Source organism: Paenibacillus farraposensis, assembly GCF_020736845.1.
Taxonomy (GTDB): Bacteria; Bacillota; Bacilli; order Paenibacillales; family Paenibacillaceae; genus Paenibacillus; species Paenibacillus farraposensis.
Genome location: NZ_JAFFQR010000112.1, coordinates 592,356 through 611,690, shown reverse-complemented (window position 1 = coordinate 611,690; position 19,335 = coordinate 592,356). Strand labels below are relative to the sequence as shown.

16 protein-coding genes are annotated in these 19,335 nt (G+C 45.2%); 9 read left to right on the top strand and 7 right to left on the bottom strand.

The annotated features are described in order from the left end of the window. Positions 1-29: 29 nt before the first annotated feature. The 6 genes from JO375_RS21415 to JO375_RS21390 all read left to right on the top strand — a co-directional run bounded on the left by JO375_RS21415 (position 30) and on the right by JO375_RS21390 (position 7,484). Positions 30-4,034 (top strand): DNRLRE domain-containing protein, encoded by a 4,005-nt coding sequence (locus JO375_RS21415; RefSeq protein ID WP_229526358.1) that lies wholly within the window; start codon positions 30-32, stop codon positions 4,032-4,034. Positions 4,035-4,561: 527 nt separating this feature from the next. Beyond that, positions 4,562-5,098: a sigma-70 family RNA polymerase sigma factor gene (locus tag JO375_RS21410; RefSeq protein WP_229526357.1), complete on the top strand. Its 537-nt coding sequence runs from the start codon at positions 4,562-4,564 to the stop codon at positions 5,096-5,098. A gap of 167 nt (positions 5,099-5,265) precedes the next feature. Next, positions 5,266-5,715 carry a hypothetical protein gene (locus tag JO375_RS21405; protein WP_229526356.1) on the top strand — a complete coding sequence of 150 codons (450 nt, stop codon included), beginning with the start codon at positions 5,266-5,268 and terminating at the stop codon, positions 5,713-5,715. A gap of 42 nt (positions 5,716-5,757) precedes the next feature. Further along, a complete protein-coding gene (locus JO375_RS21400) occupies positions 5,758-6,021 on the top strand; it encodes a hypothetical protein (protein ID WP_229526355.1) in 264 nt (87 codons plus the stop codon). Positions 6,022-6,087: 66 nt separating this feature from the next. Continuing rightward, positions 6,088-6,435 carry a hypothetical protein gene (locus JO375_RS21395; RefSeq protein WP_229526354.1) on the top strand — a complete coding sequence of 116 codons (348 nt, stop codon included), beginning with the start codon at positions 6,088-6,090 and terminating at the stop codon, positions 6,433-6,435. A 155-nt stretch (positions 6,436-6,590) separates the two neighbouring features. Further along, complete coding sequence (locus JO375_RS21390) at positions 6,591-7,484, top strand: sigma-70 family RNA polymerase sigma factor (RefSeq protein WP_229526353.1); 894 nt, start codon at positions 6,591-6,593, stop codon at positions 7,482-7,484. Between the two features lie 143 nt (positions 7,485-7,627). Here the strand turns inward: JO375_RS21390 and JO375_RS21385 are convergent, their stop codons facing one another. After that, positions 7,628-8,716, bottom strand: a complete 1,089-nt coding sequence (locus JO375_RS21385) for a M24 family metallopeptidase (RefSeq protein WP_229526352.1) — start codon at positions 8,714-8,716, stop codon at positions 7,628-7,630. Positions 8,717-9,054: 338 nt separating this feature from the next. Here JO375_RS21385 and JO375_RS21380 point away from each other — a divergent pair, with 338 nt between their 5' ends. Continuing rightward, positions 9,055-9,588 carry a GNAT family N-acetyltransferase gene (locus JO375_RS21380; RefSeq protein WP_229526351.1) on the top strand — a complete coding sequence of 178 codons (534 nt, stop codon included), beginning with the start codon at positions 9,055-9,057 and terminating at the stop codon, positions 9,586-9,588. 92 nt (positions 9,589-9,680) lie between these two features. Here the strand turns inward: JO375_RS21380 and JO375_RS21375 are convergent, their stop codons facing one another. The 5 genes from JO375_RS21375 to speD form a co-directional block, all read right to left on the bottom strand. Then, positions 9,681-10,115 (bottom strand): threonine/serine exporter family protein, encoded by a 435-nt coding sequence (locus JO375_RS21375; RefSeq protein ID WP_229526350.1) that lies wholly within the window; start codon positions 10,113-10,115, stop codon positions 9,681-9,683. A gap of 20 nt (positions 10,116-10,135) precedes the next feature. Next, positions 10,136-10,891 carry a threonine/serine exporter family protein gene (locus JO375_RS21370; RefSeq protein WP_229526349.1) on the bottom strand — a complete coding sequence of 252 codons (756 nt, stop codon included), beginning with the start codon at positions 10,889-10,891 and terminating at the stop codon, positions 10,136-10,138. 111 nt (positions 10,892-11,002) lie between these two features. Continuing rightward, the gene (locus tag JO375_RS21365; protein WP_229526348.1) at positions 11,003-11,857 is read right to left on the bottom strand and encodes a hypothetical protein; all 855 of its coding nucleotides are present in this window, start codon (positions 11,855-11,857) and stop codon (positions 11,003-11,005) included. 429 nt (positions 11,858-12,286) lie between these two features. Continuing rightward, complete coding sequence (locus JO375_RS21360; RefSeq protein ID WP_229526347.1) at positions 12,287-13,705, bottom strand: NAD-dependent malic enzyme; 1,419 nt, start codon at positions 13,703-13,705, stop codon at positions 12,287-12,289. Positions 13,706-13,935: 230 nt separating this feature from the next. Further along, positions 13,936-14,742 (bottom strand): adenosylmethionine decarboxylase, encoded by an 807-nt coding sequence (speD, locus tag JO375_RS21355; RefSeq protein ID WP_229526346.1) that lies wholly within the window; start codon positions 14,740-14,742, stop codon positions 13,936-13,938. Between the two features lie 499 nt (positions 14,743-15,241). On the opposite strand from speD, the gene JO375_RS21350 reads away from it, so the two are divergent. Further along, positions 15,242-16,090, top strand: a complete 849-nt coding sequence (locus tag JO375_RS21350) for a hypothetical protein (protein WP_322098778.1) — start codon at positions 15,242-15,244, stop codon at positions 16,088-16,090. A gap of 82 nt (positions 16,091-16,172) precedes the next feature. On the opposite strand, the gene JO375_RS21345 is transcribed toward JO375_RS21350, so the two are convergent. Continuing rightward, entirely contained in the window at positions 16,173-17,186 is a 1,014-nt protein-coding gene (locus tag JO375_RS21345; protein WP_229526344.1) for an RluA family pseudouridine synthase, read from the bottom strand. Positions 17,187-17,404: 218 nt separating this feature from the next. Here JO375_RS21345 and recQ point away from each other — a divergent pair, with 218 nt between their 5' ends. After that, on the top strand, positions 17,405-19,303 hold the full coding sequence (recQ, locus tag JO375_RS21340; RefSeq protein WP_229526895.1) for a DNA helicase RecQ: 1,899 nt from the start codon (positions 17,405-17,407) through the stop codon (positions 19,301-19,303). Positions 19,304-19,335 lie beyond the last annotated feature (32 nt).

Genomic DNA, 19,335 nt, shown 5'->3' with positions numbered 1-19,335 from the left:
CCAATACAATGGAATAGGGCGTGATGTTGATGTTTAGTAAGAGAGGATTAATCCTTTCCCTTCACGCTTCCCTTGCAGATCAAGGTTTGGAGGTTGGCTCCAACTCAAAACCCACTTCGCAATGGCATGATTTGAGTGGTAAAGGAAATCACGGCATACTGAACGGCTTCCAATTTAAGGAAAATGATGGTTGGGTAGGCAGAAACACCCTCACCCAGCCCTATGCACTATTTTTGAACGGGACGAGTCAATATATCCAATGTATAGGCGCGGATACCTCTAAGCCGATCACCAGTGTTACCTTTGAAGTGTGGATATATTATATCGGGGGTAATGTTGTTTTGTCCTCCGGGGAACAACTGGACAATACTAAGGGGAACGATACCCAAGGCATCTCGGTTAAGTTTAATCCTACAGGGGAATTGGAGCTTCAGATTGCAACCAGCACGAGAAAAGCGTATACCAACTTAGGGAGATTACCCAGAAATCAATGGTACCATATTGTCGGCGCATTTGACGAAATTACAGGTAATCTAGCTACTTTTCTGAATGGGGCTCCTCAGGGACTTGTACGGGCTGAAGTCGCTGAACATAGCCGACGGCCCAATGGGCTTTTTATTGGCAAGCAAAGTACAGAGGATAGCCGAGGTTTTCGTGGGTATATTCCCGTTGTACGATTGTATAATGTTGCGCTGACTATGGATGAAATCGTTGAAAACTATATGGCTGGTTACCTTTTGGGGATAAGTCATTCTGACATGCGCATTCATGCGAGCGTACCAGAAGGGCAGAATCTCACAGCATCCCTGCAAGTGGGAATTAGTGGACGAGTTCAAGGGAAGCAGACGATGATTCCTGCCGACATGGCTGACATGTCTTCACATATAACAGTAAAAAGGCCTATTGATGTAGTCAGCAATATGCATATCAATACTCATGTTTCCGTAACAGCGCACTATGCGGTCCATCCCGTGGGTCAGGATGATATACAAAGTGCTATTGAAGTAAAGGCAGCGGATAACCTTGCAGCCGTCCTGAGTGTGAATGCATCAGGGAAAACGGCAGTAAAGGCTTGCTACGGTATTCTGCCTGCGGATCACAGTGATGTCCAAGGCAGGATGGCAGTTAAGGTGTCCAAAAATCTTGCTGCTGTGCTGAGTGTTAGTTCAACAGCTACTGCCATAGCCAGATACGATGTGAAGCGGCTCATACCGGATGATTTGCGATCTAGCCTGATTGTTATGCAGCAGGGATTACCTTCCAGGATCTCGGTGCAAGTGAATACTAAATTAACTGCCCAATATAAGGTTCATGCTGCTCAGGAGCAAGATCTCAAAGCAGTCATAGAGGTCAAACAGCCGAATGATCTTGTCAGTAGCTTGAAAATCAACACTCAAGCAAACGGCAGCGGAAGGTATCAGGTACGGAGAATTGAGCCTGCTAATCTCAGCTCCAACCTGCAAATTAAGTCTATTGATCAAGTTAATTCATCACTGTCCATACGAACCCATACTCATCTGGGCGTGAAATATGGAATAGAGCCAATTGGGGCTGGAGATTTAACGTCCCTCCTAACGGTACCCAATATATCCAAACTACACTGTAGCATTCAGATCGGCAGCCATACCCGAATCATGGGACACTACCATATTCATAAACGCTATGTTACAGATGTATATTCTAGTCTGAAAATTAAGAAAACGGAGAATCTACCCTCACTCTTATCTATTTCATCCTGGATCCAGTCTACCGGCAGATATCGGATAACTTCCCGTAGTTATGATGATCTTCCATCTGCAATGACGGTTCGAGAAGTTTCAGACATGACTTCATTCATAGGAGTTACACCCTATACCTGGATGAAAGGCAGATATGAAGTTATTGAGCCTCCTACTTACACAACGCGTATTTATGCTAATAAAGATGCTTTTGTTCGTGAGTCTCAGCCCAGACTAAACTATGGGGTTGAGGAACAAATGTATGTCGGATATTCTGCCACGGCACAGGAGAGATACAGAGCTTATGTTGGTTTTGATCTGGATACTGCTTCAATTCCCAAGAAAAATACGACGATTAAATCTGCCGAGCTCAAAGTGTACTTCGATGGTCGCAACGTCCCCCTGAAGGGGATACAGCTTATTGAAGCATTCAAAGAATGGTCAGAATACGGAGTTACATGGCAAAACCAACCGTTTCCGTTTGGTTTTAGTAACCCGGATTCATCTTATAACGGTATAAATATCGTTCAAGATGTAGGTGGAGATTCTGGGTACATTTCTTTTGATGTGACAGATTCCATTCGTGCATGGTATGAAGGAAAAAGGCCGAATTATGGATATATCTTTAAAGCTCTGGACGAATTCGAACATGGAAGTATTCGTTTTTTTACCAAGGAGCAAAAGTCGTATCGTCCTATATTAGTGATTAGCTACTATGATACTCGTATCTATAGTTTGGGAAGGAACAGTATAGAGGGTGCCCTTACCACTCGTGTAAGCAAGGGGTCGCAGCTTAAAGGCTCGTTACGCATTAAACAGTCCTATGGAGCAACGGTTTGGAAGGGAAGCCTGTTTGTCCATAACCAAAGGGAGATCCTGGCTGATATTACAGTGACGGTACCTAACCTACACTGCAAAGTGTCCGTACGCCGCAAGGATAATCATTCTTTAGGAGCTCAGCTTGTTGTTGCTGTTGCACGTGAGCATTCAATAGACAGCGCTCTATGGGTGAGTAGGAAAATAATACCTTCGAATATGTATGTCTTTTACAGGGAGAACATGGCTTCCAGGCTGAGCGTTGCCCGCTGGGCAGCTCCGTTTCCCGAACTTCCGGCAAAGATTCTTGTCAACCGTAAGGAAACGCTTGGGTCGATCCGGGTAAGAAGGACAGAGCATCAGGATATCTCTTCTGGAATGGAGCTGAGTATCCCTAATATATTGGGGAGCATAACCGTCTTCCAGGGAGTAGTAAAGAAAAGCTCTATTTCAGTCCGTAGATCTCGCGAGACGGATCTGATGGTGGAGGGGCATATACTTCATAGGCAAAATATGCCTGCGGATATGAATATCCACAATCCTGATTTTTACGGCAGGCTTCAAATTGTGTTTAGTCGTCAGCTCATGTCCGATTTATCTATAAGAACAAGAGCACATTCCGGGCTGCCTTCAGCGATCACAATACCGCAGAAAGCTTCTTTGAGGTCAAGTATAGCCATTTGGCCCAAAAAAGATGTGTCTTCAAGCCTCACCGTACTTTCAGGAAATTTATGGGGCTCGATATCCATCCCGTACCATCAACGAATGGATATGCAGTCACGGATTACAGTGCGAGTTAAGCTCATTTCTGATCTGGAAATTGCGGTAGGGGTAAGATCCGGCAATTTAGGCTCTAACATAAAGGTAAGAGTGGATGGCCACACGGATCAGCCTTCTCATCTGCGAACTAGACGTCGTCATTTGGACAATATCTTAAGTGGGCTTAACGTAAGAACTTGGGAGAAATCTGAACTTAAAGGCAGGATCAGTGCACGGAAAAGTCGTGAATCTGATCGATGGTTTCGAATCTCGGTGCGTCTTTTCGCTCAGCAGGATTGGGATACCGAGCTATCGGTTCGTGTGATGGAACATCATGATCTGAATTCTGAGGTGGACATTAGACGGGACGCAGCATATGAGCAATATAGTCATGTTACCATTCGGCATTCAGACCAAACAGAACTTCCATCCGATTTGGGAATTCGGGAGCATAGTCATATCACTGGCTATCTAACTGTTAGAAGGACAGCACAACGAAGCTTGCAAAGTGATATGAGTGTGTGGGAGAAATCCTTTATCACTGGCTCAGTGGTGGTCAGACAGTATGGACAAAGTGGCCTTCACGGCTCTATGGACATTTGGAAAATGTCTATCTTTACAGGCCATATTTCCGTATGGCAAAAATCATTGCTACCCGGAGCTATACAGGTTCAGATTTATGACGACCTTTTGTCCAGTATAGATGTAGTTACTGAATACGGATACTGCTTTATGATGTAAATGTACCCCTGCTATACGTAGCAGGGGTTAAATTTTATCTATTTTTACTTATATTAATATTGAAGGAAGAAGATGGACACATACAGGTATGTGAGCCGGACATTAAATATAGTAACCTCAATTATTGGTTCAAAATACTTATTAAAAAAGCTATATACACAAAAAAACAGAACAATATAACCTATTGAGAGTAAAATCAACTAATGGTGGGAATTGACAAGGTTATATATACCTATTAAAATGGGAACATAAGTTCGTGTTTTTGAAAAAGTAATAATTGATTGCAACTCTTTTAATAGATACCACGACTATTAGAGTAGAATCCTAAAAATTATATATTAATTAGGTAATTGGAACTGATTCAAATGCATAACGTTTTAAAAGAGAAAAGGGTAAAATAAAGAAAAAAGTGGAAAATAATTGCCGAATGCTGAAATTTCAGAAAGGAACACTAATACACATTTTAGAGGGGAAAGAGGGTATTAAACCTATTGAACTAAAATAAAATATAAAATAGGAGAGCCGCAATGATAACGACAAATGTTAATTCATTTAATCCAGATGCCTTGAATCATATTTTTAACTTTATACTGCGTGGTGTTAACGAGGAGGACCGAGAGGATGTGAAACAGGATTCTATCGTTCAAATTCTGACAGCAATCCAAAAAGGAAAAATCCAAAAGGATATATTTACTTTTTCACATACCGTTATCAAACGTTCTGTAGTTGATTATTATCGTAAAAAAAAACGCAGAATTACACAATGTAGTACAACCGTTAACTTCTGCGATGGCACAGGTGAAGAAGATTCAATGGCTAATTATTATTCGGTTCAAGTGAATGATTACGGATTTAAATTAACAGAAGTAAAAGTAGACTACCTAAGCAACCGTAACAGATTCACGAAACAGGAGCAACGAATCTTAAATTTCATGTTATTCACTGAAGAAGGAATGGATATGAAACCTACAGAAATCGCCCATTATCTTGATATTCATAAATCCCATGCATGTCGAGCTGTAAAAAAACTAAGAGAACTTTATAAAACTGAGCTTGAAAACTAAATAATCTGATTTACCACTATCAGAAAAAGTCAAATCCAAAAAAGAATAGAAATGCACTACGCACTGCCCCTTACTATACATTACTTAGTATACATATCCGACTGAGGCATTGCAAGTGAACGATTCTGAAAATTTAATGAAAATTGTTAGAAAAGAGGGTAGTTTACATGCTGAGTCGCTATATCGTTGGCGGAAGATTAGACCCACCTTTCCATCCTACCAAAACAAAACCCTGCATAGCAAGCCGAAGAATTGATATCGATGGCTTGAGGGCTTTAAAAAGTAAAAGGATCGTAACTGACACCTTTAGAATATCCAATGATCTGGAGTTTTTTGCTATTTCAATAAAGGCGGACATAATTACCCCTACTGATTACTGGTCCTTAGTGGTTGATGAAAATTTAATTGTTAACCACGTTTATTGTAAAGATTATAGTGAAGGCCTCTATTTTCAAGTAGCTCATCCTGTAAAGGGAGGGCGAGAATTTCGCTTTGAATTTTACACGGAAAGTGCTGAATGCAAAAGAATAGAAACATCCTATTATTTTTTGACAGACCCGGGGGTTGTTCTTCGTCTAATCGGTACAACAGACCAGAGCTATGATCTTATTTCTTGATCTGACCGGATTAAAAAATAGTGTCTATGGAGGTTTTAGAATGTGATCAATCCCTTGTTCTTTGGTAGGCACTGTGGGGATTATATTAATCAGACCATAACACTGGAATCTCTAAGAAGATGGTGGACAAGATACGACGCAGGCGAAGATGCATATAAGCCGCCGGTGAGCAAGGACACCCTGCTAAAATTTAAGCAGTTGGAACAAGCGCTAGCAGATGAATTTGATTGTAATCTGACTCGGGTGGAAATACATCTCAAGGACTTTACGAATTACCACTACACTGATCCTGAAAAAACGCAGTAGACAAAGTTAATTGTTACACGATATGCATTTTAAAATGTAGCTAAATCAACGAATGGAGGAAATGATATGAAACATATGAACAACAACATGTATCAGCAAGATGGAGAAGAGGCTGATTCCTTAGAATTTATACAAATGATTAGCAAGATTCAGAGTGTTGTTAAAGAGAATCAGAGGCTTAAAAGGCAAAATCATCATCTGATTTCCCAAAATAGACAACTTGCAGCCCGTAATCAATTGCTTGAGTTACAAATGAATGAATATATGTCATTGGTTCAGGAAATGGAGCAGCAGGTCCTTGTTCAGCATGGGTATGCATTGGATTCGATGTCAACGAAACAAGCGCGTTCAAAAAATTTTTTATACCTGGATGATTCCGGCCATACGTATCTTATTAGCTATTCAACTGAATAAATTCTAAAAAAGGTAGACCAACTATTGAAATGTGAACGTGATCAATGTAGAAGGAAATTCATAATACTGGTATCGCCAGAAAGTATGGGGTGAACAGATTGCTCAGTGATACGTATATACAATTAAGAAAGTCTGCCGTGAAGGATATGCATAATATGAAGCTGATCTGTGCGTGTAAAGAGAACAAGGACCTTCTTGGGGAGTTTTTGCAAGAAAATCGAAAATTTATGTTTTCAATTATTATGCGGTATAAAGGAAGTATAGAAGAGTTAAAAATGAAATTCAAGGTTACTGAGGACGACTTATTCCAGCATGCATGTATAGGATTACTAACGGCACTCAAGGATTTTGATATTCATCGGGGTATTAAATTTACTACGTATGTAGTAAGGCCTATTTTATGGGAGGTCAATCAATTATTATATAGTAACTCGCAAGAGGTAAGACTTAGTCGGGGAGCTATTGATATGATCCGAAGGATGGCAGAAATTGAAGATACACTAGGCTATAGACCGTGTGAGCAAAAAATGGCGAAGTTCCTTCAAGTTCCTATAGAGCGTTACAGAGAAGTAGCTCAATTCAGTGATACAATGGAGCATTTTGATTCCATAGACAGTTTTGAAGCTACGGACAACTCGCAAAGTAACCTCGATGAGCATGTGATTAACAGGATTTATGTTCAAAAGTTGTTAAGCAACCCTCTGTTCACAGAACACGAAAAAACAGTCATGCGCTTAATTATGAAAGGAGCTAATAACTCGCAAATATCCCAAATACTCCACGTATACCCTATGACAATCAGCAGAATATTAGCACGCATCAGGAACAAAATAAACAAGCAAACACAGGAAGCTGAGAATACTCAACCCGAAGCTCAGTCCAAATACAGAAATGAAATTAACTTAATTGTAGAGATGAGTAAAGAGCACAAACAAGTCTTGGATGTTGCAGACATTCAAGATGCACTTCAAATATCAGGCTACGATATTTCAAAGTATTCAAAGCGGATTCTTTACTATATCCGAAAAAAAGCAAAATTAGCTATCTGAATTATAGCAAAGTTATACACAAATCACAACTGCTCTTGGGGTACGAAGAGGAAAATAAAGTGTATTTTCATTGAGTACCAGGATCAAAAGAGTAAGAAAGCCCATGCATTTTAAGCATGAGCTCTAGAAAAAAGAAATCAAACTTATCCCAGCACTGTCAGTTCCTTTGGAAAAGAGGTTAATACATCTACACCATCAGCGGTGACCAAAACGTCATCTTCAATCCGCACACCGCCAAGACCTGGCACATAGATGCCCGGTTCTATCGTGAACACGAAGCCCTCATGAAGCAGGTCGTTATTGCCTCCATGTACAGATGGATATTCATGAACACTCATGCCAAGGCCGTGCCCAACGCGATGGTTAAAGGCGGGACCGTATCCGGCGGCTTCAACAACAGCCCGTGAAGCCTGGTCTACAGATGCACAGGATACTCCCGGACGAATGGCAGCAATGCCGGCTTCATTCGAGCGGAGAACCGTATTATAAATGGTTTCCAGCTCGTCCGATAGCTTTCCGAAAGCAAAGGTACGCGTAATATCTGAAGCATAGCCATTGGAATATACGCCCATATCAAACATAAGCAGATCGCCGTACTCCAGCTTGCGGGTGCCTGGAACACCATGAGGGAGCGCTGTTTTAGGGCCAGACAGCACTGTTGTATCAAAGGACGGACCGTCTGCTCCGATTTTTTTCATCTGGTATTCGATTTCGGCTACCAGCTCGACTTCCGTTACGCCTTCGCGTACATGGGTTAGGCCGTGACGAAGAGCATCCTCCACCAAACGAGCAGCATGCTTTAGACGCTGTACTTCCTCGGGGGATTTTCTCACACGCATGGCTTGAAGCACAGGACCCAGATCCATATATTGAGCCGCGCTGATGGCAGTATGTAGTTGTTCGTAGCGGAGGATGGAGACGTGCTCCTTTTCCAATGCAAAGGTTTTCACTCCGCTGCCTGTGCGTTGACGCAGCAGATCATACGGATTGTCTGTATCGGTGTGGGTGGATATGCGGGTTACGGAAGAAGCTGCTTGGGCGGCCTCTGCATCCAGGGCAGGTACGATCAATTCAGGCTCTTGATCCCGCAGCAGCACTAGGCCCAGAAAGCGTTCATGCGGCTCACTGGCAAAGCCTGTGAGGTAGTAAATATGCTTGGGATCAGTCACGAGCAGGCCGTCCCAAGATTGTGACTTCAATTCATCATACAGCCGGGTTATTTTATCATTCATTCAGATTCACTCCTTTCTATGTTTTTCATTATAGCTCTGAATCTCTTATCTTCGTTCCTGGCTTAATGCTTGGAGGCGAGCCTGTACATGTTGGTCATAAAAACACCATGGTAGCAGAGCACCTTCTCGGCACCTAATCCGGTCAGCTTACCGAGGCTCTCCAAGGCCAGTCCGGTACTTCCGGAATCGGGATTTGAGTTCCAATATTCATATTAAACTGCCTTCAAATTTTATTATAAAACCCTTCGTGTCTAATCCGCAAAAACAACTCGATATGGCTGTTCCGGTGCTTGTCTAGTACAATGAATGAAACACTACGACAGGAGGCGGATATCACGATGAATAAGGACCAATCTTTTTCCATTGAATTTGCGCGCAGGGAGGATCTTCCCGACATTGTGGACATTTATAATTCTACGATTCCAGGACGAATGGCTACGGCAGACTTGGAACCAGTGACCGTGGAAAGCCGTATTTCATGGTTTGAGGATCATCAGGAAAACCATCGGCCTCTGTGGGTTTTGAAGCAAAAGGGGGCAATTGCCGGGTGGGGCGGCCTCCAGTCCTTTTACGGGCGCCCAGCTTATAACGGTACGGCAGAAATCAGCATTTATGTTCATGAAGCTTCCCGCGGAACTGGAACCGGAAGTCGTCTGGTTCAGCATATACTAAATGAATGCCCGAGGCTTGATGTTACTACGCTGCTGGGATTTGTGTTTGGTCACAATGAACCGAGTATTGCATTGCTGCGGAAGTTTGGCTTTGAGCAGTGGGGCTTTTATCCGCGTGTTGCTGTATTGGACAGCATAGAGCGGGATTTGGCTATATTGGGTAAACGAGTGGATGATGTTGAGGGACAACCAGAACAATAAACGAACGTGCAAAGGTAGTCCAAAATAAAAAGGCTGTCTCCAGGTCTCCCACGGCAAGGTCTGTGGTGTTGGAAGCAGCCTGTTTTTTGCTTTTAACGCCTAGGTTTAAAACGTACGCTGCGAAAAATCTGATTAAGTACCTCAGACAGCACCAAGCCGACAGCAATTGCCCCTGCGATCATCAGCGTGCTAATGGCCAGTTCCAGTGCTTGGGGATAATTATGCTGTACAAACTGGCGCATGGCATTATAGGCCATGCCTCCTGGAACGAGCGGAATCATGCCTGCCACGCTGAAAATGATCACGGGTGTTTTGTACAGCCTCGCAAAGCCTTGACTGACAATGCCGATCAGGGCTGTAGCCAAAAGGCTGGCGGTCACAGGTCCCATACTGTCTGTGGTCGCATAATAGACAAGCCAGCCCACCATCCCGACAAAGCCGCATTGCAGCAGCGAGCGCCGGGGGGCGCGAAAAAGAATGCCGAAAGCGGCGGTAGCAATAAAGCTTGTGAATAATTGTGCAAGCATAAGCCTGAATCTCCTCCGAATTATATATACGTAATCACAACCGCAACACCGGCTCCGATGGCAAAAGACGTCAGGCAAGCATCAGCCCCTTTGGAAAGTCCTGACACAAGATGCCCGGCCATTAAATCACGGATGGCGTTTGTAATTAACAAGCCTGGCACCAGCGGCATGACGGAGCCGATAATGATTTTGTCCATCATCTGCCCCCAACCCGCCATCGTTAGCAGTGCAGCCAGCAAGCCGATGAGGAAGGAGGCGGAAAACTCTGAGAAAAACTTGACTCTGACGAGCCTGTGAAAATATTGCATGGATGCGAAGCCAACACCGCCGCACAACAAGGCTGCGAGGAAATCACGCCAGACACCGCCAAACATCACCATAAAGCAGCCGCTTGCCAAAGCTGCGGCCACCAGCTGCACACGGTTGGAATAGCGGAGAGGACCAGATTCAATCTCCGAAAGCTCCTTTACCGCTGCGCGGGGAGACAAGCTGCCTGTGCTGATTTTACGTGAAATGGAATTCACCTCGGTCACCTTGTGCAGATCAGTGGTCCGCTCTACAATGCGGATTAGCTTGGCGGGCTCCGAGTTGTTAATAGCAAAAAAAATCCCGGTCGGGGTTACATAGCTGTGGGACTCGGATATACCATAGGCCGAGGCAATACGGGACATCGTATCCTCGACGCGATAGGTTTCGGCTCCATTTTGCATCATCAGTTTGCCGGCCAACAGACAGACCTCGATGATCTCGGAAGTAGGATAGGGATGATTATTCATGCTCGCTCTCTTTCATTCGTACGGGCCGTTTGACCCTATGATTTTCATTTATTGTAGCACAAAAAGCCGCCTTTTTAGAGGCGGTGGTGTTGGCGAAATTCGAGGATTCGGTTAAGATTCCATCGTGTCCGGAATGACCGTATAATAGGACTCTTCCAAATATGCTGCGGCATCCGGCAGATCCATCGATTTAAGCTGGCCTGCTACAAAAGCACGAAGGGCGGAGTGCGTGAACAGATGCCGTGTCTGGGCATCCCGAACAAAGGCCAGTCTGGCTTCACGCGATCCACTGCGGAACAGCTCACGCACAGCTTCACCCTGCTGCTCCCAATGGAAGGGCTCTGCCACGCTCAACAGGAGACTTTTATCCAAAGAGTGATGCTTTGCCGTGGAAAATCTCCGAACGCCTAGGCCATTCAAGGTGGGAGCCGCTTCATTTTGCTTCCGTTCCGTTCGCAAACGATCGATGTAGGCACTCATATCCTGAATCGGCTGGACACCGAAGCGCTCCCGAAAGCATTCGCGTACATATAGAGTACGTTCATCGGCAGTTTGAGGCGTTCGCTGGCCTGTATGTCCAGTATAATCCTTTCCATTAGCGTAGTAACGCTGTAGTGAACTGTTCTCTGTGTAAACCACGCTTAAAAAATCCTGCAAATGTCGGGCAACCACCCACACGCCTGTCCAATCAACGGGGGATACGCACACAATGGGAGCCTGCGAAAGATCCTTTTCAAGGCCAAAATCGGTTAAAAAGCCATAGTGTATTCCATCCACGCCTGCATGGGCAAAAGGAATGACATCCGGTGGTGTAGCCATATAACGTGGCGCGCGGCCATGCTCCATCATCAATCCCAAATCATAACCCAAAGAATGCCGGTTCGCTTCAAGCTCCTGTTCAAATTCGATAAGTGCCTCAATTAAAGGTGTAGCTGATCCGTAGGCTAAGCTAGAACCGGGAATCATCTTTGTATGCCTCCTTTTTCCAAGTACATCCGTAAAGCTTTCATCCTTAAAAAGGTACGTGATTTTACACGAAATGTAAACCGGTAATAACGAATATTTTTGAAAAATGTGACCTTCTACCTGTAATCTATGGAGTAAAGCATTTTAGGGCCAGACAGAACAAGGTACCTAATGTTAATTTAGTACAGCAGTAAAGCAAACGGCTAAAAAAGAGATCTTTTCAATGTATGGTTCATAGCTGCGAAATGTGCATGCGAGGGATCAATACATCGTTAGCTGGATAACTCCAGCTTCAGCCTGGAGGAATTTGCACAGCGAGCTAGCCAATTGTTCTCTAAATGGAGATCATAACGCCTGTCGTGATATTCCAAATAACCTTAAACTAAAAAAAAGGATTGCACCCGTATTAAGGGGAGCAATCCTTTGCTTTTATCTGAAATCTCGGGGCACTCTTCTGGCAACACCGCTCGCAATGGCGGCTTTAATGACCATTTCCCGTACCCGCTGAACCGCAGTTTCGTTAAATACGCCCGGGATGATATACAGTTTGTTTAATTCCTCGGGACGGATGGTGCTTGCGATCGCTTCTGCGGCCGCCAGCTTCATCTCCTCATTAATCTCACGGGCACGGCAGTCGAGTGCTGCCCGAAAAATACCAGGGAAACAAAGTACATTGTTAATCTGATTCGGGTAATCCGAGCGTCCTGTGGCGATGACACCTGCAATATCCTCGACCTCCTCCGGCGCAATCTCGGGAACCGGGTTAGCCATGGTAAAGAGTATAGGAGTCTTGTTCATCCGCTTCACGTCTTCTCGCTGCAGCACTCCACCTGCCGACAGCCCGATGAACACGTCAGCGTCCTTCAGAACCTCGAACAGCGTGCCAGACAGCCGTTCAGGGTTGGTATGCTGCGCATACCAATTCCACATCGAATGCTCGTAGGTCTCATCAGCTGTAATCGCTCCGTGACGGTCTACACCAATGATGTTGACAGCTCCAGCAGATAGCAAAATCTTGGTGCAGGCCACCCCGGCCGCACCGATACCGCACACGACAATTTTGATATCGGGCAGTGATTTGCCGACGACCTTAAGTGCATTGATCAGGCCTGCGTACAGAACGACAGCTGTGCCGTGCTGATCATCATGAAAAACAGGAATGTCCAGCTCATTACGCAGCCGCTGTTCAATCTCAAAGCAGCGCGGTGACGAAATATCTTCCAGATTGATGCCGCCAAAAGCCGGGGCCATTTGTTTAACGGCCTTGATGATTTCCTCGGTGTCCTGCGTATCCAGGCAAATCGGAAAGGCATCAACGGAACCAAGCTGCTTGAATAGCATGGCTTTGCCTTCCATAACCGGCATGGCTGCATAGGGGCCGATATTACCCAGACCGAGAACGGCGCTTCCGTCAGAGACGACGGCAACCGTGTTGCGCTTGATCGTCAAGCGGAAGGCTTTGTCCGGTTCCTCATGAATGGCCATGCACACACGGGCCACATCAGGGGTATATACCCGCGACAGATCATCGCGATTCTGAATCGGGACCTTGGGCTGCATTTCAATTTTACCTCCAAGGTGCAGCAGAAAGGTACGATCAGAGATAGATAATACTTTGACGCCTTGCGTTTTTTTGATCCGGGTAATCATTCGGTCAATTTCTGCGGGATCGGCAATGGTAACCGTAATATCCCTCACCGTGACGTTCTCAGAGGTACGAATGACGTCAATTGCAATTACATCTCCGCCATGTTCGTTTACCAGCGTAATCAATTGACCAAATTGGATGTGCTCGGTGGAAATTTCCAGTCGTAAAATAAAATTTTTACCGCCAATACCGCCTTGCATGCAAATTCCTCCTTTTTTTGAATAACAAAAAATCAATTGATTGCGCTTACAATTAACCGCACTTAAAAGAATGATATTTCAAATTAGTAGTTTCTTCCCCTATCATAGTGAACATTTCCCCACTTGTACAGATAAAACTGTGCGATATCTATAATTTCGCAGTAAAAAAAGGACGAAAGCCACTGTATTCTAGCTTGGGCAATCATTCCTTTTTTTTACAATACTGCTGATTACGTTATATTTTTACCATAATAAATTTCATCCATTTCGGTTTTGAGGCGTGCTGATATATTCTGCTGCTCGTTCACGCTTAGACCTTCCTTTGTATAGCCGAACAGGTAGTTGTCCAGATCGAATTGCTTAAGCTTGCATTTGGTATGAAAAATATTTTCCTGATATACATTCACGTCTATCATGTCATACTGACTGCGTACTTCATCAGGAATATAGTTTTGAATGGAGGAGATATCATGGTCAATAAACAGCTTGTGACCATTTGAATCACGCGTAAAGCCGCGCACCCGATAATCAATCGTCATAATATCCGTGTCGAAGGAATGGAGCAAATAATGGAGTGCCTTTAGCGGGGAGATTTCCCCGCAGGTAGATACATCAATATCTGCCCGGAACGTACTGATCCCCTCGTCTGGATGATATTCCGGGTAAGTGTGGGCAGTGATATGGCTTTTATCCAGCTGTATCACGACCGAGTCAGGCAGGGGACCTGGCGATTCAGCGTAGGATTCAGTGGGTACCTCGACAATAGGACCTTCCGATATAAGCACTGTCACACTCGCTCCTTGAGGAACATAGTCCTGTTGAGCCACGTTGAGCACATGAGCGCCGATAATGTCGGATACATGGTTTAAAATAGCTGTCAGCCGATCCGAATTGTATTGTTCATCAATATATTCAATATACGCCTCGCGTTCTTTTCTGGTTTTGGTGTAGCAGATATCGTACATATTGAAGCTTAATGATTTGGTCAGGTTGTTAAATCCGTGCAGGGTAATCCGCTGTTCCGGTGTAATGGTCATAGGCAATTTCCCCTTATGGTCGCAGTATTCATACATAATATTCCCAACGTACCTTAACATATACTGATGCAGCCCACAATTTGGCAGCCGTATGTTTTGCCGAGCTTGTTCTAACATGTATGGAAATTAAATGTTATATATACTTTAATTCTCGTTTAGCTGTTTTAAAGTAACAGGATCTATAATGTGGCTATGCATATGAATAAAAAAGGCTTTGAGGTTTGAAACAGAACTGAAAATGGACTCGTATTAAAACAGATGATTGGGATTATCATCTTCATAATACTGAATACGCAACCGAATATGATGATAGGCCTCAGAATAGTGATTTTGTATATTGCATAAAACAATAAAAGCAACTTCAGTAAATCATGTGCGTATAATAAAATAAACGTAATAATCTAAGAATTATGAAGTTAAAATGAATTTTAATTACAAATGGGAGTACACACCCCTCTCCTATGTTACTGTAAGAAAAATGGTGGAAAGGAGTATCAAGATGCTGGCTTTGTCCGATCCGGCCTGGACTTTGCTCCAAGGTCCCTACGGTTCTTCTCGATACGTTCCAGAAATGTTGAAGCAGCTCCAAGCCGGATATGATGGCGAAATAGCTGACACCTTGTATTGGGAGGAGCTGTATCACCAAAACACGCTGTATACTTGTACGTTTGCGGCCGTGCCTTACCTTGTCGACATTGCGTTCAACAGTTCTGATATAGGTATTCGTGCGGATATATATAACATTTGCGGAATATTTGAAGCGAAAAATACCAATCCCTTGCACACCAAAATTCCATTGGAATTTGCAAGGGACCAGGTAAAAGTGGATTCTGGTTTGGCTGAATACATTTATGAGCAGTACAGGCATGCCATTGACCGGCTTTCCGAATTGACTGAAGAAATGGTGCTTTATGCAAAAAAGCACGAGGGCAACATAGGCAAGCGCTATATTCTGGCTGCTGCTGCTGCCTTTAAAGGCTATCGCTGCATAGCTTATATGCTCCAAACTTTTGATACAGGCGAGGAATATACGCTGGATTGTCCGCATTGTGGTACCCCGCTTTATATCTGGCCTGATGAACAGAGTGATGCCCTGATCGTTTATGATAAAGATCCTGTAACTTCAAACCATCTGATTCCTCATCCGGTTTACCCGGGTTCATTGGAACAAAGTGATTCCAATTTACAATGGCTGCATGAATATGCCCGGAAGATCGAAGAGGACAGGCTTTTGGCCCATTTGCCCTATTTGAACGGTTGGCTTCGTTGTTCAGTATGCAATACACCCGTTAAGATATGGGATGAGCTGATGAAAATGGCTGACGCTGTTCGGAAACATACCGCTTAAACGACAAAAACTTGAGGCTGTTCCATGCAGCCCCAAGTTTTCCTTTTATATTTCCATATAATCTCTATGCTTCTGGTACAGGTTATATCCGAAACGGATTCAAAAAGGCTGCGGGAATGTCTGATTCAAAACGCAGTAATACTCCGGTGACGGGATGAATAAATGACAATACCCGTGCGTGCAGACCAAGGCGACCGATCGATTTCGATTTGGAGCCGTATTTTTTATCTCCTGCAATCGGGTGACCGATATCCTCCATATGCACACGAATCTGGTTCTTGCGTCCGGTTTCCAAGCGTACTTCCAGCAGGGAAAAATGGCGATTCGACTGGAGCAGCTTGTAATGCGTAACCGCATGTTGCCCGTCATTCGGATACGGGCTGGAATACATTTTCAGCGTCTTGCTCTCTTTCAGCCATGAAGAAATGGTGCCCTCCGGCTTTTTAATCTGTCCTTCTACGAGCGCAATGTATGTCCGTTCATACACAACCTCTTTCCACGCTTGCTGCATCTGCTGCTGTATAGCTTCGCTTTTGGCAAACATCATGACTCCTGACGTATCCCGATCCAAACGATGCAGCACAAAAATACGATTGTACGGATGTTCTCGCCTCACATGGGCCGTAAGCTGACGGTAGGCTGTCAGTTCTTTCTCCTGGGCAGAGGCGACGGACAGAAGCCCGGCATCTTTATGGATGACAATAATGGCATCATCCTCATGTAAAATACGCAGGCCGGTCAGTGGTGCCTCGGGAGCGATTTTTTCCTTGGAAAGTGTGACGATCTGATTTTGTTCCAGCGGGAAGTTGTGCACTGTGCGTGCGATACCATCCACAGATACCTGTCCTCGGGCGAGTGCTGATTTAATGGAATTACGGCCCATGCCACTAATATGCTCTATCAGAAAGCTCAGCAGCTCGGCAGGCTTTTGTACGATGTATGTTTTGGCAGGAGCTTTATCCAAAGCGTTTCTTTTGCTTCGTGCTTCCGTTCGATTTGGGCCGGGTTTTCCGGCAGATTTGTGGTTGCGCTTGGAGCCGCCTGTGTTCAACGTTGATTTTGTCTGATTTCTTCGTTGGGGTTTGCGATTGTTCATGGGCTTTCTTTCTCCTTCTTGATACCGTATCTCATGATGTAAAACTGCGGTACCGTGTTCACTATATCATGAGAAAACAGCGAATGCCACGGGAAGAGGAAATCTGCATGAAGGTCTTCCGGCGGTTGAACATTACCCTGAACCCCGGTAAACTAAAGATAACGATAGAAAAGCTGATATGCGCCCGAGGCGCTGGAAATTATGAGGGGTTTAAATTTATGAGTGTACAAGCACCAACGTTGGAACGGGCGCAGGATTTACTGCAAAAGTTTTATGGCTATCCCGATTTCCGGGAGGGGCAAAAGAAAATCGTCGCCAGTATGCTGGAAGGCAACGATACGTTAGGGATTATGCCGACTGGCGGCGGAAAATCCATATGCTACCAAATTCCCGCGTTATTGCATGAGGGTTTAACGATTGTTGTATCACCGCTCATCTCGCTAATGAAGGATCAGGTGGATGCGCTGACGACAATGGGCATAGCGGCTGCGTATATTAACAGTACGCTGAGCGGACGTGAGGTGAATGAGCGTATTCGCGCCGCACGGAATGGTGATTTGAAGCTGCTGTATGTCGCACCGGAGCGGCTGGAGCTGGACTGGTTCCGGGATGAGATGACCCAACTGCCGATTTCCTGCGTTGCGGTGGATGAGGCTCACTGTGTATCCCAGTGGGGCCATGATTTTCGCACCAGCTACCTGGCGGTGGCTCCGTTCGTAGACGGGCTGTATGAACGCCCGATTGTAGCTGCGTTCACGGCTACAGCAACACCGCAGGTCATGGATGACATCGTGCGGCTGCTTCGTCTGCGCTCACCGCAAACATTCGTCACAGGCCTTGGACGGCCGAATCTGGCGTTCAGCGTGCTGCGCGGGGAAGACAAGCGCAGTTTTTTGCTGAATTATACCCGTGAGCACGAGGGTCAATCAGGCATTATTTACGCGGCGACTCGTAAAGACGTGGACGATCTGTACCAACGGCTGCGAGATGCGGGCATGGCAGCTGGACGCTATCATGCCGGGATGACAGACCAGGAACGCGCAGATAGCCAGGAAGGCTTCCTGTACGACGATATCCGTGTCATTGTGGCGACCAACGCCTTCGGTATGGGGATTGATAAGTCGAACGTGCGCTACGTCATTCACTACAACATGCCTAAAAATATGGAAGCCTATGTCCAGGAGGCGGGACGCGCAGGACGTGATGGCGATCCAAGTCAATGCATTTTGCTGTTTGGGCCGCAAGATATTGTCACCCAGAAGTTCCTGATTGAGCAAAATCCGCAGGATGAAGACCGCAAGCGCAATGACTATCGCAAGCTCCAGCAAATGGTTGACTACTGCTACACAACCCGCTGCTTGCGTACAGCACAGCTAGAGTATTTTGGCGAGGCGGATGAGCATGAAGCGTGCGGCATATGCAGTTCATGCACGGATGAGCGGGAACTGGTCGATATGACCATTGATGCGCAAAAGATTTTTTCCTGTATTCATCGCATGCGGGAGCGTTTTGGGGTTTCAATGGTAGCCTCGGTGCTAAAAGGCTCGCGCAACAAAAAGGTGCTGCAGTATGGCTTTGACAGCCTTCCAACCTATGGGGTGATGGGCAACCGGACGGAAAAAGAAATTGCTGAAATCATCAATGTTCTCGTATCGGAAGGCTATCTCATACTGTCTGAGGGTCAATATCCGGTTGTACGTCTGCAGCAGCTTGCGGCTGAAGTGCTGAAAGGCCAGCACGAAGTTATACAGCGTGTGGTGCGGCATGCAACCGCTTTTGCAGGTGGGGCAGGCTCACGTGGACGGCAGGGGCGCGATGCGTATCCAGCGGCAGTCAACGAGACTGTGTTTGAGCAGCTGCGCCTGATCCGTCGTGATCTGGCCGCTAAGGAGCATGTGCCGTCTTATATCATTTTCAATGATGCGACGCTGCGTGAGATGAGCGTGGCGAACCCGCAATCCGAGGCGGATATGCTGCGGATCAAGGGTGTTGGTGAAGTGAAGTTCCGCAAGTACGGCAAGCTGTTTCTTGACTTTTTTCAAAACCAGGAGAGCATCGGAGGAACGGTGAACGAGGATGAGATTTATCCAGACGATGTGTATGAGGATTTTGAATAGCTGTACTATTGAATAGCTACTGGGGATAGAAG

Excerpts from the sequence above, each read along its gene's own strand:
- JO375_RS21415 (WP_229526358.1), top strand. The coding sequence starts at position 30 with ATGTTTAGTAAGAGAGGATTAATCCTTTCCCTTCACGCTTCCCTTGCA.
- JO375_RS21410 (WP_229526357.1), top strand. The coding sequence starts at position 4,562 with ATGATAACGACAAATGTTAATTCATTTAATCCAGATGCCTTGAATCAT.
- JO375_RS21405 (WP_229526356.1), top strand. The coding sequence starts at position 5,266 with ATGCTGAGTCGCTATATCGTTGGCGGAAGATTAGACCCACCTTTCCAT.
- JO375_RS21395 (WP_229526354.1), top strand. The coding sequence starts at position 6,088 with ATGAAACATATGAACAACAACATGTATCAGCAAGATGGAGAAGAGGCT.
- JO375_RS21390 (WP_229526353.1), top strand. The coding sequence starts at position 6,591 with ATGAAGCTGATCTGTGCGTGTAAAGAGAACAAGGACCTTCTTGGGGAG.
- JO375_RS21385 (WP_229526352.1), bottom strand. The coding sequence starts at position 8,716 with ATGAATGATAAAATAACCCGGCTGTATGATGAATTGAAGTCACAATCT.
- JO375_RS21380 (WP_229526351.1), top strand. The coding sequence starts at position 9,055 with ATGAATAAGGACCAATCTTTTTCCATTGAATTTGCGCGCAGGGAGGAT.
- JO375_RS21375 (WP_229526350.1), bottom strand. The coding sequence starts at position 10,115 with ATGCTTGCACAATTATTCACAAGCTTTATTGCTACCGCCGCTTTCGGC.
- JO375_RS21370 (WP_229526349.1), bottom strand. The coding sequence starts at position 10,891 with ATGAATAATCATCCCTATCCTACTTCCGAGATCATCGAGGTCTGTCTG.
- JO375_RS21365 (WP_229526348.1), bottom strand. The coding sequence starts at position 11,857 with ATGATTCCCGGTTCTAGCTTAGCCTACGGATCAGCTACACCTTTAATT.
- JO375_RS21360 (WP_229526347.1), bottom strand. The coding sequence starts at position 13,705 with ATGCAAGGCGGTATTGGCGGTAAAAATTTTATTTTACGACTGGAAATT.
- speD (WP_229526346.1), bottom strand. The coding sequence starts at position 14,742 with ATGACCATTACACCGGAACAGCGGATTACCCTGCACGGATTTAACAAC.
- JO375_RS21350 (WP_322098778.1), top strand. The coding sequence starts at position 15,242 with ATGCTGGCTTTGTCCGATCCGGCCTGGACTTTGCTCCAAGGTCCCTAC.
- JO375_RS21345 (WP_229526344.1), bottom strand. The coding sequence starts at position 17,186 with ATGAACAATCGCAAACCCCAACGAAGAAATCAGACAAAATCAACGTTG.
- recQ (WP_229526895.1), top strand. The coding sequence starts at position 17,405 with ATGAGTGTACAAGCACCAACGTTGGAACGGGCGCAGGATTTACTGCAA.